Here is a 14,296-nt window from a genome sequence, read left to right as displayed (position 1 = left end):
ATGGATGGGGAGGCAGGAACGACGGTGGCGGAACGGAGCACGGCTGCCGTCGACGTGGCAGACAACAGCGGCGACGAGCCGCTGACCGCACAAGCGGACCAGTCCACGGCCGACGGGGTGGCCAAGAATCGGGAGCGGGACACGGACACCGACGAGGCACAGGGGAGCGGCGGGACCGAGGGTCCCGGGAAAGCCTCACCACCAGAGCTGCACAGCGGCCACAAGCTCGCCAGACGCTACCGCCTTGAGGAGTGCGTCACCCGTCTGGACGGTTTCAGCAGCTGGCGTGCGGTCGACGAGAAACTCCGTCGCGCCGTCGGCGTTCACATCCTGCCCGCGGACCACACACGGGCCCGCTCCGTCCTGGCCGCGGCACGCTCGTCCGCGCTGCTGGGCGACCCCCGCTTCGTCCAGGTCCTCGACGCCGTCGAGGAGAACGACTTGGTCTACGTCGTTCATGAGTGGCTCCCCGACGCCACCGAACTGACCACCCTGCTCGCCCCTGGCCCGCTGGAGGTCTACGAGGCGTACCAGATGGTCACCCAGGTGTCCGCCGCGATGGCCGCCGCCCACCGTGAGGGTCTGGCCCATCTCCGGCTCAACCCGAACGCCGTGCTGCGCACCTCCTCCGGGCAGTGGCGCATCCGCGGCCTGGCGGTGAACGCCGCGCTGCGCGGCATCAGCTCCGACACCCCGCAGCGCACCGACACGGAGGCCATCGGTGCCCTGCTGTACGCCGCGCTCACCCAGCGTTGGCCGTACGAGAGCGACGCCTACGGCCTGTCCGGGCTGCCCAAGGACGTCGGTCTGATCGCCCCCGACCAGGTGCGCGCCGGCGTTCACCGCGGGCTGTCCGAGCTCACCATGCGCGCGCTGGCCAACAACGGCGCGACCGCCTCCCGGCACGAGTCCGCGTGCACGACGCCGGAGGAGCTGGTCAAGGCGGTCGGCGAGATGCCCCGCATCCGCCCGCCGGAGCCGTCGTTCACGGCCCCGCCCGACTATCAGCGCACGACGTACCAGCAGGGCACGTACGGCCGCCAGTCGCAGCATCCCGGCGCCACCCAGCCGGTCCCGACCCCACCGGCCCCACTGCAGAGCCGCACCGGCAAGGCCCTCAAGTGGGCCGTGTCGGCCCTGCTGATCGCCGCTCTGGGCCTTGGCAGCTGGCAGTTGGCGGACGCGCTCATGGACCAGGGCGGCAAGTCCGAGGACACCAATCAGACGCAGACGACGGAAGACGACGACAAGGGCCAGGCGAAGCCGGTCAGCAAGCCGATCGCCATCCAGGGTGTCCGTGACTTCGACCCGCTCGGCTCGGACGGCTCCGAGAACCCGAGAGACATAGACAAGATCTACGACACCGCTCCGGACACGTACTGGCAGACGAGCTTCTACACCAGCTCCGACTTCGGACGGTTGAAGTCGGGCGTCGGAGTCATCCTCGATCTCGGCAAGGTCCAGCAGGTCGGCAAGGTGACCATCACCTTCGTCGGCGACACCTCCGTGGAACTGCGCGCCGCCTCGGGTGACACCGGTAGCGAACCGACGACCCTGGAGAGCTACGCCAAGGTGGCCGAAGGCTCCGGCTCAAGCGTGACGCTCAAGCCCGGCCAGACCACCAAGACCCGCTATCTTCTGGTCTGGCTGACCGATCTGCCGCGGCAGGCCGACGACGGTCAGTTCCGCGGCAGGATCATGGACGTCAAGGTCAACAGCTGAGAGTGAGGGGGAGGGGGTCCGATGGCAGATGGCAGCGCATACGGCGACACAAGCGATCAGGACCTTCTCGCCCAGCATGTAAAGGGCGACCCCGACGCCTTCGGTGAGCTCGTGCGGCGTCATCGCGACCGGCTCTGGGCGGTGGCGCTAAGGACGCTCGGCGACCGCGAGGAGGCTGCTGACGCCGTCCAGGACGCCCTCGTCTCCGCCTACCGGGCCGCCCACACCTTCCGGGGCCAGTCGGCCGTCACGACGTGGCTGCACCGGATCACCGTGAACGCCTGTCTGGACCGCGCCCGCAAGGCCGCCTCCCGGAAGACCTCCCCGGTCGACGACACCGAGCGCCTTGAGCAGCTGCTGGAGCCGCACGAGTCCGCCTCGGCGCCCGCGGAGCGCAACGATCTCCACCGCCAGCTGCTGGAGGCGCTCGGCACACTCCCACCCGACCAGCGTGCGGCGCTCGTTCTGGTGGACATGCAGGGCTATCCAGTGGCGGAGGCGGCCCGGGTCCTGGATGTGCCGACCGGCACGGTCAAGAGCCGATGTGCGCGCGGCAGAGCCAGACTCCTGCCTCTCCTCACCCATCTACGGCCGGAAAGCGCCGGTGAGGGCAAAGACCCCGGCGAAAGGCGGAACCGGACCCAGGGGACATCCGTCCCACCGGCAGCGGGTCCACGTGTCACAGGACAGGGCACGGAGCCACGCGACACAGGGCCGAGTGATTCAGCTGCAGTGAAGGGCGGAGGTGGGCGAGCGTGACATCCACGACTGACACGGCCGGGCACCCGGACGTCGCCGAGATCTCCGACCTCACCGAGGGCCTTCTCCCCCCGTCCAGGACCGCTGATGTACGACGGCATCTGGACGAGTGCGAGCTGTGCGCGGACGTCCACGCCTCGCTGGAGGAGATCCGGGGGCTGCTCGGCAGCGTTCCCGGCCCGCCGCGGATGCCCGCCGATGTCGCGGGGCGAATCGATGCCGCTCTCGCCGCCGAGGCTCTGCTGAACGCCACAGCGCCCGACGACGTCGACGCACCGACGCACGTTGGAGACGCCCGCCCGGTCTCCGGCGCGGACAGCGGCTCCCATGTTTCACGTGAAACGTCGCCAGCGGCAGACCGTCCGGCAGGCCGCGCGCGCTCCTCCACGACTGGCCCCGGCCGCAAGGACCGCAAGAAGGCAGGGCGACGCAAGGTCGCCGTACTGAGCGCCGCCTTCACGGCCGCCGCTCTGGGACTCGGTTCCGTGCTGCTGACGTCGCTGATGGGCGGTGGAGGGTCCGGCTCGTCCGCCGACGGGGGCACCACCGCCGCCGACACCTTCTCCGCGGCGAAGCTGGAGAAGCAGGTCGTCGATCTCCTCGCCAAGAACGAGAGCACGACAGGCGGCGCTCGCACTCCGGACCGGAGTATGGGTGTGGCAGGCGAGCCAGACACCAAGAGCCCGAAGATCCTGCGCGAGATCACGGTGCCGGATTGCGTCCGGAAGGGCATCGGCCGCAACGACGCCGCGCTCGCCGCCGAGGAAGGCGTCTACAAGGGCAAGGACGCTCTGCTCGTCGTGCTGCCCGCCGCCTCCGACATCAGCCGGGTCACCGCCTACCTCATGGACGCCACCTGCGTGAAGCAGCGGTCGTCCATCAAGGCAGAGGTCCTCCTGACCAACACCTATCCACGTTCCTGAGACATCGGCGGCTCGTCTCCTCCGGCGCGGCAACCCCCTACGGTGTGGGCTCACCGTGTGCCCGGACACAGTGGGAATGCGCGCCCCTTAGGATCCGTTGGGTGGGGTGAGAGTCCTGAAGGGGTCTCCCACCGGTCCGATGACGTATTCCAGAGACGAGGAATCAAGCCGTGAGCGACGTCCGTAACGTGATCATCATCGGCTCCGGGCCCGCCGGCTACACGGCGGCGCTCTACACTGCGCGCGCGTCGCTGAAGCCGCTGGTGTTCGAGGGCGCCGTCACCGCCGGTGGCGCGCTGATGAACACCACCGAGGTGGAGAACTTCCCCGGCTTCCAGGACGGCATCATGGGCCCCGAGCTCATGGACAACATGCGCGCCCAGGCCGAGCGTTTCGGCGCCGAGCTCCTCCCGGACGACATCGTCAACGTCGACCTCACCGGTGAGATCAAGACCGTCACCGACACCGCGGGCACGGTCCACCGGGCGAAGGCCGTCATCGTCGCCACCGGCTCTCAGCACCGCAAGCTCGGTCTGCCGAACGAGGACGCGCTCTCCGGCCGCGGTGTCTCCTGGTGCGCCACCTGCGACGGGTTCTTCTTCAAGGACCAGGACATCGCCGTGATCGGCGGCGGAGACACCGCGATGGAGGAGGCGACCTTCCTCTCCCGCTTCGCCAAGTCCGTGACGATCGTCCACCGCCGTGACACCCTGCGCGCCTCGAAGGCGATGCAGGACCGCGCCTTCGCCGACCCGAAGATCAAGTTCATCTGGGACAGCGAAGTGGCCGAGGTCCAGGGCGACCAGAAGCTCTCCGGCCTGAAGCTGCGCAACGTCAAGACCGGTGAGCTCTCGGACCTGGCGGTCACCGGCCTGTTCATCGCGATCGGCCACGACCCGCGCACCGAGCTGTTCAAGGGCCAGCTGGAGCTGGACGAGGAGGGCTACCTCAAGGTCGACGCCCCCTCCACGCGCACCAACGTGACCGGCGTCTTCGGTGCCGGCGACGTGGTCGACCACACCTACCGCCAGGCGATCACCGCGGCCGGCACCGGCTGCTCCGCCGCCCTCGACTCCGAGCGCTTCCTCGCCGCCCTCGCGGACGAGGAGCAGGCCGAGCCCGAGAAGACCTCTGTCTGACCCCCACCCGCCCCACGCACCAAACAGTTAAGGAGCCCGCCGTGGCCGGCACCCTGAAGAATGTGACTGACGACTCCTTCGAGCAGGACGTCCTCAAGAGCGACAAGCCCGTCCTGGTGGACTTCTGGGCCGCCTGGTGCGGTCCGTGCCGCCAGATCGCGCCGTCCCTCGAAGCGATCGCCGCCGAGCACGGTGACAAGATCGAGATCGTCAAGCTCAACATCGACGAGAACCCGGGTACGGCCGCCAAGTACGGCGTCATGTCCATCCCGACGCTGAACGTCTACCAGAACGGCGAGGTTGCCAAGACCATCGTCGGTGCGAAGCCGAAGGCCGCGATCCTCCGCGACCTTGAGGACTTCATCGCCGAGTGACGTTTCACGTGAAACACGAATGGGCCAACCCAAGAGGGTTGGCCCATTCGCTTTAGAGCGACAGCGTGCCTCAGAGCGGTCTCAGCGCCGGTTCCTTCTGCACAGCCCCCAGCAGCCGGTCGATCGCCATCTCCACGTCTTCCTTCCACGACAGCGTCGTCCGCAGCTCCAGCCGCAGACGCGGAGAAGTGGGATGAGGGCGAACCGTCTTGAAGCCCACCGCCAGGAGATGGTCCGCGGGCAGCACACACGCCGGCTCTTTCCAGCGCGCGTCGCCGAAGGCCTCGATCGCTTTGAAGCCGCGTCGCAGCAGATCCTTCGCGACCGTCTGCACCATCACCCGCCCCAGTCCCTGGCCCTGGTAGCCCGGCATGATGAACGCGGTCATCAACTGCACCGCGTCCGGTGACACGGGGCTCGTGGGGAACGCCGTCGAACGGGGCACATAAGCCGGAGGCGCGTACAGCACGAAGCCCACCGGTACATCGTCGACGTAGACGACCCGACCGCATGAGCCCCAGTCCAGTAGGACGGCGGAGATCCAGGCTTCCTTCTCCAGGGCAGGTGTCCCCGCTCTTACCGAGGCTTCACCGCTGACCGGGTCCAACTCCCAGAAGACACACGCGCGGCAACGCTTGGGAAGGTCCGGAAGGTTGTCCAGCGTGAGCGGTACGAGCCGACGCCCCATGAAGGCTGTTCCTCGCTTCCTTCGCCCGCGGCATCACGAGCGGCTGTCAGGGCGTTGCGTTCCCTGAGCAGGCTGCCGACGAATCCGCCGACCGCGCCCAGCCCAAGACCCGCGCTCACCAGTCCGGTGCGGCTCACCGTTCGCATGGCCCCCGCCTCCCCTAAGAGGTCTGCCAGGTGGATGCGCCATACCCGAACGCATCGTATCCACGATGTGATTCCATCGATACCGCCAGAAAGCAAAGAGCGGGCCGTGTCCGGACACACCGGACACGGCCCGCGTGGCGCGGCCGGGGAGCAACTCCCGGACCCACCGGGGCTCAGTCCGCGGATTCCTCCGCGTCAGCTTCCAGAAGACTCTGCTGGAGGGCCAGCTTCTCGCCCGGAGCGAGCGTGCTGAGGATCCGCTCAAGGTCCTCCGGAGAGGCGAACTCGACGGTGATCTTGCCCTTCTTCTGCCCCAGCTCGACCTTCACCCGCGTCTCGAAGCGATCCGAGAGCCGGGTGGCGAGGTCCGTCAGCGCCGGGGAGGGAACAGAGCCGGCCCGCGGCCCCCTGGCACGCTGAGTCTTCTGCGGGCGGGAGCCCATCAGGGTCACGATCTCTTCCACGGACCGGACCGACAGCCCCTCGGCCACCACTCGGTAGGCCAGCCGCTCCTGCTCCTCCGGGTCCTCGACGGAGAGAAGCGCCCGCGCATGCCCGGCGGAGAGGACCCCGGCGGCCACCCGGTTCTGGACCTTGGGCGAGAGCCTCAGCAGACGCAGGGTGTTGGAGACCTGCGGCCGGGAACGGCCGATGCGGTCCGCCAGCTGGTCGTGCGTGCAGTTGAAGTCCTTGAGCAGCTGATCGTAGGCAGCGGCCTCTTCGATCGGGTTGAGCTGAGCGCGGTGCAGGTTCTCCAGAAGCGCGTCCAGGAGAAGCTTCTCGTCGTCCGTGGCCCGCACGATCGCGGGGATCGCGTCGAGCCCGGCCTCTCGGCAGGCCCTCCAGCGACGCTCGCCCATGATGAGTTCGTAACGGGCGGGACCGACCTGCCGTACGACGACGGGCTGGAGGAGACCGACCTCCTGGATGGAGGTGACAAGTTCCTGCAGCGCATCCTCGTCGAAGACCTCACGCGGCTGGCGCGGGTTCGGCGTGATGGTGTCGAGGGGGATCTCGGCGAAGTGCGCGCCCATGGGGGGCGCGGGAGCCTCCGCACCTCCGATCGGCGAGAGCTCCTCGGTTTCACGTGAAACAGGCGGCAGCGTGGCCACCTTCGCCGCGGCCACCCCGCGGTCGTTCAGCAGCGGCACAGCTGCCGGGGACGCTGAAGTAGCGTTCCCTACCCCAGGCGGGGCCACTGTCGCCTCTGTCGCCGCTGCAGGGATCAGTGCGCCGAGACCACGACCCAAACCCCTCCGTCGCTCGCTCACTGGATCCCCTCCACCATGCTCGGGTTGCTCTGGGCGCCGATATGGGCGTGCGTCGGGTCGTAACTGACACCGACACCCCTCAGCGCGATTTCTCGTGCCGCCTCAAGATAAGACAAGGCGCCGCTCGACCCCGGATCGTAGGTCAGCACCGTCTGTCCATAGCTCGGCGCCTCGGAGATACGGACCGAGCGGGGAATGCTCGTCCGCAGCACCTCCTCGCCGAAGTGGCTGCGCACCTCGTCCGCGACCTGGGACGCGAGCCGCGTACGGCCGTCGTACATGGTGAGCAGGATCGTCGATACATGCAGCGAGGGGTTGAGATGCCCGCGCACCAGATCGACATTGCGCAGCAGCTGACCCAGGCCCTCCAGCGCGTAGTACTCGCACTGGATCGGGATCAGGACCTCCTGCCCGGCCACCAGCGCATTGACCGTCAACAGGCCGAGCGAGGGCGGACAGTCGATGAGGATGTAGTCCAGCGGCTGCTCGTAGGCCTGGATCGCCCGCTGAAGCCGGCTCTCACGTGCCACCAGGGACACCAGCTCGATCTCCGCACCGGCGAGATCGATCGTGGCAGGGGCGCAGAAGAGACCCTCGACATCCGGGACCGGCTGAACGACTTCCGAGAGCGGCCTGCTCTCGACCAACACGTCATAGATGGAAGGAACTTCCGCGTGATGGTCGATCCCCAGGGCAGTGGACGCGTTGCCCTGCGGGTCGAGGTCGATGACCAGCACACGGCCACCATGCAGGGCCAGCGACGCGGCAAGGTTGACGGTTGTCGTCGTCTTGCCCACGCCCCCCTTCTGGTTGGCGACGACCATGACACGGGTCTGCTCGGGCCGCGGCAGGCCCTCGCCGGCGCGGCCTAGAGCCTCCACCGCCAGTTGGGCAGCACGACCGATGGGAGTGTCGTCCATCGGGGGCGGTGTTTCACGTGAAACATCCTCCCCCATCGACTCGGTACGGGGACCGGGGACCGGATCGGTCATCGGTCCCGCGATGTTGGCGTCGGACCGCAAGGATTCACTCTCCTCGACTTCAGGCTCGCAATGAACAGAGCCTCCCATGCCTTCGGGGTCGTGAACCAGTGAGGCCTGTTGTTCTGTGGAGAAATCCACCTCTGTGGACAACTCCGTGCCCCGCAAGGAGGACGGAGTGTCATCGGGAGGCCCCTCTCCTAGAGAACCTAGGGGTTTTCGGTCGCGAGGTTCGGCGGCGCGGCCGCGACTGATGATGCCGTGCAGCAGTGAGCGACGTTTCACGTGAAACACGATGCACAGCGGCCCTGGCCGAACTGTCGCGACACTCCGGCATGCATAGGTTTGGCAGCTTGTGTGGAGTACGTCTCGTCGTCAGGACGGATCAGCGTCGGCGGCGTGCCCGCCCTGTGCGGGCCGCCTTGGCTCGCTTCGCCGCGAAGCGCACACCGCCGGGGCTCTCACCCACCTCGACCCGCACGACCGTCGACAGCGGGTCCACCAGGCCCTCGCCGACATGGAGGATCGAGGTCTCGACAGCGCCGAGCTTACTCAGAGCGGCGGACGCGCTCTTCAGCTCCTCCTCGGCGGTGTCGCCCTTGAGAGCGAGCATCTCGCCGTAGGGGCGCAGCAGCGGGATGCCCCAGGTGGCGAGCCGGTCCAGCGGGGCCACCGCACGTGCGGTCACGACATGCACCGGCGGCAGCTTCCCCATGACCTCCTCGGCACGCCCTCGGACCACGGTCACATGGTCCAGCCCCAGCAGCTCCACGACCTCCGTCAGGAAGTTCGTACGCCTCAGCAAGGGCTCCAGCAGCGTGATCTTCAAGTCCTCCCGGACAAGCGCCAGGGGAATGCCGGGCAGGCCGGCACCCGAGCCCACATCGCACACCATCACACTCTCGGGAACGACCTCGGAGAGCACCGCACAGTTCAGCAGATGCCGCTCCCATAGGCGGGGCACCTCACGCGGGCCGATCAGACCGCGCTGTACACCCGCCTCGGCGAGCAGTTCGGCGTACCGGACCGCATCAGCGAAGCGATCGCCGAACACCTCACGTGCCTGCTCAGGAGCAGGGGGAAGCTCCGCTGCCTCCGTCACGGGGGACCGTCCTTCCGTACCGCGCCGACGCACCGGGCGTCGACGTCAGAACCACCAGAACTATCAGGCTGACAAAGTTCGGCCCCGCCTGCGGGCAGACGGGGCCGGGAGAACGAACGAGCCGATCAGGCGGGAAGCACAACGACGAACCGCTGCGGTTCCTCGCCCTCCGACTCGCTGCGCAGACCGGCGGCCTTGACCGCGTCGTGCACGACCTTGCGCTCGAACGGGGTCATGGGCTTCAGCTTCACAGGCTCACCGGAGCTCTTCACCTCGGCGGCCGCCTTGGCACCCAGCTCGGAGAGCTCGGCACGCTTCTTGGCCCGGTAGCCCGCGATGTCCAGCATCAGCCGGCTGCGGTCCCCGGTCTCCCGATGCACCGCCAGGCGCGTGAGCTCCTGGAGCGCTTCCAGCACCTCGCCGTCCCGCCCGACCAGCTTCTGCAGGTCTCGGCCGCCCGCGTCGCTGATGATCGAGACAGCGGCGCGGTCGGCCTCGACGTCCATGTCGATGTCGCCGTCGAGATCGGCGATGTCGAGCAGACCTTCGAGGTAGTCCGCCGCGATCTCGCCTTCCTGCTCCAGGCGAGTCAGGGTGTCTGCACCCTCGGCAGCGGCGGAGGTGGTGCCTTCCGTCACGGGATGGGCTCCTTCTTACTTCTTGGACGGGGACTTGGGGCGCTGCGGGCCGCCCTTGCGCTGCCCGGACTGGGCCTTGCTACGGCCACCGCTACCGGGCTTCTGCGCGGTCTTCTTGGCGGCGCCCGGCTTGGCGTCCTCGGGCTCCTCGGACTTCTCCAACGACGTCGGCTCGTCGGCCGCCTTCGAGGTGCCGGACTGCCGCTGGGCCTTGGACTGCCGCTTGGGCTGCTGCCGCTTGGGAGTCGCGGTGGTGGTCGGCGTACCGTCCTCGGCCACGGTGGCGACGGCGCCCTCGCTCTTCACCACGGTGCCATCAGCCTGCGCCGCGAGACCGGCCTTGCTCAGACCGTTGATGAACTTGCGCTCGTGCTCATTTCGGTCGCGGCCCTTGGCGACGATGGCCTTGACGATGGCGCGCTCGCCACGGCTGCGGGTCTTGCCGTGGTTCGTGACGTGCTTGGTCAGGCGCTCCAGGTACGCGGCCTGCGCCTTGGAACCCGGGGTCGGGTTGTTGTGGATCACGTACATCTGCTGGCCCATGGTCCACACGTTGGTGGTCAGCCAGTAGACGAGGACACCGACCGGGAAGTTGATGCCGAAGACGGCGAACATGACCGGGAAGACGTACATCAGCATCTTCTGCTGCTGCATGAACGGCGTCTTCACCGTGGTGTCGACGTTCTTCGTCATCAGCTGACGCTGCGTGTAGAACTGCGACGCCGACATCATGACGATCATGACCGCGGTGACGATGCGGACGGTGGTCAGCGAGGCGTCGAGCGCGGCGACATCGGCAGAGCTGTCGGTGAACTTCGCGGCCAACGGGGCCCCGAAGATGTGCGCCTGCTGCGCACTCTTCAGCAAGCTCTCGTTGATGACACCGATGGTGTCGTTGTTCGCGATGCTGTTGAGCACGTGGTAGAGGGCGAAGAAGAACGGCGACTGCGCCAGGATGGGAAGGCACGAGGAGAGCGGGTTGGTGCCCGTCTCCTTGTACAGCTTCATCATCTCTTCGGACTGACGCTGCTTGTCGTTCTTGTAGCGCTCCTGGATCTTCTTCATCTCAGGCTGGAGCGTCTGCATCGCCCGCGTCGCCTTGATCTGCTTCACGAAGAGCGGGATCAGGCAGATACGGATCAGAATCACCAGGGACACGATCGACAGGCCCCAGGCCCACCCGGTGTCGGGGCCGAAGACGGCGCCGTACACCTTGTGGAACTGGACGATGACCCAGGAGACAGGTGTCGTGATGAAGCTGAAGAGGCTGGCAATCGTGTCCACTAATCATGCTCCTTGGGCATGGGACGGTGTCTCTGCGGCCGGGCTCGAAGGAGCATGTCCTTCGGTGGCCGTTTCGGCGGCGGAGGTCCCGCCCTTCTGTGCGCGCCACGCATTGCGCAGCATCTCGTGCCACCGCGGACGCTTCCGCGGCGGGACATGGTCCACACCACCCAGCGACCACGGGTTGCACCGCAGGATGCGCCAGGCGGTGAGCGCCGTGCCCTTGATCGCACCGTGCCGGTCGATGGCCGTATACCCGTAGTGGGAGCACGACGGGTAGTACTTGCACACCGGCCCGAGCAGCGGACTGATCGTCCACTGGTACAGCTTGATCAGAGCCAGCAGTGGGTACTTCATCGCGCGCCCCCTCCCAGCAGCCGCTGCAGAGCGGCATCCAGGTCTCGGGCCAGCTGTGCATGGTCGGCGTCGCCCGCACCGGGCAGCGCTCGTACGACTACCAGGCTACCGGGGGGCAGCCGGTCGACTCGGTCCCGCATCAGATGGCGAAGCCTGCGCTTCACCTTGTTGCGGACGACCGCGCCACCCACAGCCTTGCTCACGACGAAACCCGCACGCGTCGGGGGAGCGCTCTCCCCAGGCGCGTGCGGGTCCGTGGCACCGCTACGAAGGTGGACGACGAGTGTCGGGCGGCCTGCCCGGCGACCTCGTCGAACCGCGGTCGCGAAGTCCTCGCGCCGCCTCAGCCGGTTCTCGGTGGGCAGCACGACGTCATGACCTGACCGGAATCAGGCGGACAGGCTGGCGCGACCCTTGGCACGACGGTTCGCGAGAATCGCGCGGCCGGCGCGGGTGCGCATCCGCAGGCGGAAGCCGTGGGTCTTCGCGCGACGACGGTTGTTCGGCTGGAAGGTGCGCTTGCTCACTCGGGGGCTCCAGAGATAAATCGGTGTTTGGCGGGTGCCGTCCTGGCTGTCACCGTGCGCCCACGAGTAGCTCGCAGTTACGCCCGATTGCACCGCTTCCCGATCACCTGACGCGATCTGTGCCCATCGGAGGCAGGCGGCAGCAGCCATCGACAACTCGACCTGGTTACGGTACGCGCGGCTACGCCATCCGGTCAAACCAGGGGTCACGGGGAGACACTATCCACAGGCTGGGGACAACAACTTGAACCGCACCCACCGCCCTGACTACCGTGACTGGACTCCGATTCGTTCCCTTGTCCCCTTGATTCTGGCTCCACCCGATTGAATCCCGACCCGTCCCACAATCACACGTTCGTGGGACCCGTGAGAGAGCGTGCCCTGTGGCTGACGTACCTGCCGATCTTGCCGCAGTGTGGCCACGAGTACTGGAGCAACTTCTCGGTGAGGGCCGCGGGCAAGGGGTCGAAGGAAAGGACGAGCACTGGATCCGGCGCTGCCAGCCGCTCGCGCTGGTCGCCGACACCGCTCTGCTCGCCGTACCGAACGAGTTCGCGAAGGGCGTACTTGAGGGCCGCCTGGCTCCGATCGTCAGCGAGACCCTGAGCCGCGAGTGCGGGCGTCCCATCCGCATCGCCATCACCGTCGACGACTCCGCCGGCGAACCCCCGGCCCCGCCGGTACCCCCCGCGCCGCCCCAGCCGCGCTACGAGGAGCCCGAGCTCCCCTCCTACGACAGCTACGGCCGCCGCCGCACCGACGACCACAGGCCCGGCGCCCCCGCCGACCCGCTGCCCACCGCCCGCCCGGCCTACCCGAGCGAGTACCAGCGCCCCGAGCCCGGCCCCGGCAGCTGGCCCCGGCCGACGCAGGACGAGTACAGCTGGCAGCAGCAGCGACTCGGCTTCCCGGAGCGGGACCCGTACGCGTCGCCGCAGGAGTCCTACGGACCGGACTCCTACACACAGGACTCCTACGGCCCGCCCTCCCAGGACTACCGCCCGCAGCCGATGGAGCGGCCCTCCTACGACGGACACCGCCCCGACTACGAGCAACAGCGGCCTGATTACGACCAGCAGCGGCCCGACTACGACCAGCCGCGCGGCGACTACGACCGTGACACCCGCCGCGACCGGCCCGAGCCGCCCTCCGGCTCCGGCCATGTGCACCGCGGCGGCCCCGTCGGCGCCAATCTGCCCACCACCGGCGCCCCCGGCCCGCTCGCCGCGCAGCCCGCACCGGCGCCCGGGCCCGGTGAGCCCACCGCGCGACTGAACCCGAAGTACCTCTTCGACACGTTCGTCATCGGCGCCTCCAACCGCTTCGCCCACGCGGCCGCGGTCGCCGTCGCAGAGGCGCCGGCGAAGGCGTACAACCCCCTCTTCATCTACGGGGAGTCGGGCCTCGGCAAGACGCACCTGCTGCACGCGATCGGGCACTACGCGCGCAGCCTCTACCCGGGCACACGCGTGCGGTACGTGAGCTCGGAGGAGTTCACCAACGAGTTCATCAACTCCATCCGCGACGGCAAGGGCGACAGCTTCCGCAAGCGCTACCGCGAGATGGACATCCTGCTCGTCGACGACATCCAGTTCCTGGCGGACAAGGAGTCGACGCAGGAGGAGTTCTTCCACACGTTCAACACGCTCCACAACGCCAACAAGCAGATCGTCCTCTCCAGCGACCGGCCGCCCAAGCAACTGGTCACGCTGGAGGACCGGCTGCGGAACCGTTTCGAGTGGGGCCTGATCACCGACGTCCAGCCGCCGGAGCTGGAGACGCGTATCGCGATCCTGCGCAAGAAGGCGGTCCAGGAGCAGCTCAACGCCCCGCCGGAGGTCCTGGAGTTCATCGCCTCCCGCATCTCGCGCAACATCCGCGAGCTGGAGGGCGCGCTGATCCGGGTGACGGCGTTCGCGTCGCTCAACCGGCAGCCGGTGGACCTCGGCCTGACGGAGATCGTCCTGAAGGACCTGATCCCCGGCGGCGACGACGCGACGCCGGAGATCACCTCGACGGCCATCATGAGCGCCACCGCCGACTACTTCGGTCTCACGGTCGAGGACCTGTGCGGCAGCTCCCGCGGCCGCCAGCTGGTCACGGCCCGCCAGATCGCCATGTACCTCTGCCGTGAGCTGACGGACCTCTCGCTGCCGAAGATCGGCGCGCTGTTCGGCGGCCGCGACCACACCACGGTGATGCACGCCGACCGGAAGATCCGCAATCTGATGGCCGAGCGACGCTCCATCTACAACCAGGTCACCGAGCTGACGAACCGCATCAAGAACGGCTGACCGAGCCGTGGGGGGCGGGGGGGGCGGGATCGCCGGGGGGCGGCGCGCGATCCGCCGCCGGGGGCTGGGGTAGGAGACCCGGCGGGGCCCCG

General features: G+C 68.1%; 15 protein-coding genes. 6 read left to right on the top strand and 9 right to left on the bottom strand.

Annotation, left to right across the window (positions count from 1 at the left end; all coding sequences use genetic code 11):
• Positions 1-24 precede the first annotated feature (24 nt).
• The 5 genes from ACFWYS_RS11125 (at position 25) to trxA (ending at position 4,917) form a co-directional block, all read left to right on the top strand.
• Entirely contained in the window at positions 25-1,722 is a 1,698-nt protein-coding gene (locus tag ACFWYS_RS11125) for a serine/threonine protein kinase (RefSeq protein WP_384765848.1), read from the top strand.
• Positions 1,723-1,743: 21 nt separating this feature from the next.
• Complete coding sequence (gene sigM, locus ACFWYS_RS11120; RefSeq protein WP_384765847.1) at positions 1,744-2,481, top strand: RNA polymerase sigma factor SigM; 738 nt, start codon at positions 1,744-1,746, stop codon at positions 2,479-2,481.
• Complete coding sequence (locus ACFWYS_RS11115; protein ID WP_384765846.1) at positions 2,478-3,404, top strand: anti-sigma factor family protein; 927 nt, start codon at positions 2,478-2,480, stop codon at positions 3,402-3,404. Before sigM ends, ACFWYS_RS11115 begins: the two co-directional genes overlap by 4 nt.
• Positions 3,405-3,574: 170 nt before the next feature.
• Positions 3,575-4,543 (top strand): thioredoxin-disulfide reductase, encoded by a 969-nt coding sequence (gene trxB / locus ACFWYS_RS11110; RefSeq protein ID WP_384765845.1) that lies wholly within the window; start codon positions 3,575-3,577, stop codon positions 4,541-4,543.
• A gap of 41 nt (positions 4,544-4,584) precedes the next feature.
• Entirely contained in the window at positions 4,585-4,917 is a 333-nt protein-coding gene (gene trxA, locus ACFWYS_RS11105) for a thioredoxin (RefSeq protein WP_093907654.1), read from the top strand.
• A 70-nt stretch (positions 4,918-4,987) separates the two neighbouring features.
• Here the strand turns inward: trxA and ACFWYS_RS11100 are convergent, their stop codons facing one another.
• The 9 genes from ACFWYS_RS11100 to rpmH form a co-directional block, all read right to left on the bottom strand.
• Positions 4,988-5,605 carry a GNAT family N-acetyltransferase gene (locus ACFWYS_RS11100; protein ID WP_384765843.1) on the bottom strand — a complete coding sequence of 206 codons (618 nt, stop codon included), beginning with the start codon at positions 5,603-5,605 and terminating at the stop codon, positions 4,988-4,990.
• Between the two features lie 319 nt (positions 5,606-5,924).
• Positions 5,925-7,022, bottom strand: coding sequence for a ParB/RepB/Spo0J family partition protein (locus ACFWYS_RS11095; RefSeq protein ID WP_384765841.1), 1,098 nt, complete (start codon positions 7,020-7,022; stop codon positions 5,925-5,927).
• The gene (locus tag ACFWYS_RS11090; protein ID WP_384765875.1) at positions 7,019-8,092 is read right to left on the bottom strand and encodes a ParA family protein; all 1,074 of its coding nucleotides are present in this window, start codon (positions 8,090-8,092) and stop codon (positions 7,019-7,021) included. Before ACFWYS_RS11090 ends, ACFWYS_RS11095 begins: the two co-directional genes overlap by 4 nt.
• Before the next feature lie 295 nt (positions 8,093-8,387).
• Positions 8,388-9,104 carry a 16S rRNA (guanine(527)-N(7))-methyltransferase RsmG gene (gene rsmG, locus ACFWYS_RS11085; protein WP_384765840.1) on the bottom strand — a complete coding sequence of 239 codons (717 nt, stop codon included), beginning with the start codon at positions 9,102-9,104 and terminating at the stop codon, positions 8,388-8,390.
• Between the two features lie 125 nt (positions 9,105-9,229).
• Complete coding sequence (locus tag ACFWYS_RS11080) at positions 9,230-9,742, bottom strand: R3H domain-containing nucleic acid-binding protein (RefSeq protein ID WP_059194365.1); 513 nt, start codon at positions 9,740-9,742, stop codon at positions 9,230-9,232.
• 15 nt (positions 9,743-9,757) lie between these two features.
• Positions 9,758-11,026: a membrane protein insertase YidC gene (gene yidC, locus ACFWYS_RS11075; protein WP_384765838.1), complete on the bottom strand. Its 1,269-nt coding sequence runs from the start codon at positions 11,024-11,026 to the stop codon at positions 9,758-9,760.
• 3 nt (positions 11,027-11,029) lie between these two features.
• The gene (gene yidD, locus ACFWYS_RS11070; protein WP_384765836.1) at positions 11,030-11,383 is read right to left on the bottom strand and encodes a membrane protein insertion efficiency factor YidD; all 354 of its coding nucleotides are present in this window, start codon (positions 11,381-11,383) and stop codon (positions 11,030-11,032) included.
• Complete coding sequence (gene rnpA, locus ACFWYS_RS11065; RefSeq protein WP_190071020.1) at positions 11,380-11,751, bottom strand: ribonuclease P protein component; 372 nt, start codon at positions 11,749-11,751, stop codon at positions 11,380-11,382. The genes yidD and rnpA overlap by 4 nt, the downstream gene beginning before the upstream one ends.
• A gap of 21 nt (positions 11,752-11,772) precedes the next feature.
• Complete coding sequence (gene rpmH, locus ACFWYS_RS11060; RefSeq protein WP_015659252.1) at positions 11,773-11,910, bottom strand: 50S ribosomal protein L34; 138 nt, start codon at positions 11,908-11,910, stop codon at positions 11,773-11,775.
• 383 nt (positions 11,911-12,293) lie between these two features.
• On the opposite strand from rpmH, the gene dnaA reads away from it, so the two are divergent.
• On the top strand, positions 12,294-14,204 hold the full coding sequence (gene dnaA, locus ACFWYS_RS11055; protein ID WP_384765834.1) for a chromosomal replication initiator protein DnaA: 1,911 nt from the start codon (positions 12,294-12,296) through the stop codon (positions 14,202-14,204).
• The last annotated feature ends 92 nt before the right edge of the window (positions 14,205-14,296 follow it).

The sequence above is a fragment of the Streptomyces sp. NPDC059010 genome (assembly GCF_042740355.1).
GTDB lineage: Bacteria > Actinomycetota > Actinomycetes > Streptomycetales > Streptomycetaceae > Streptomyces.
This window is presented reverse-complemented; position numbering and strand designations above follow the sequence as displayed.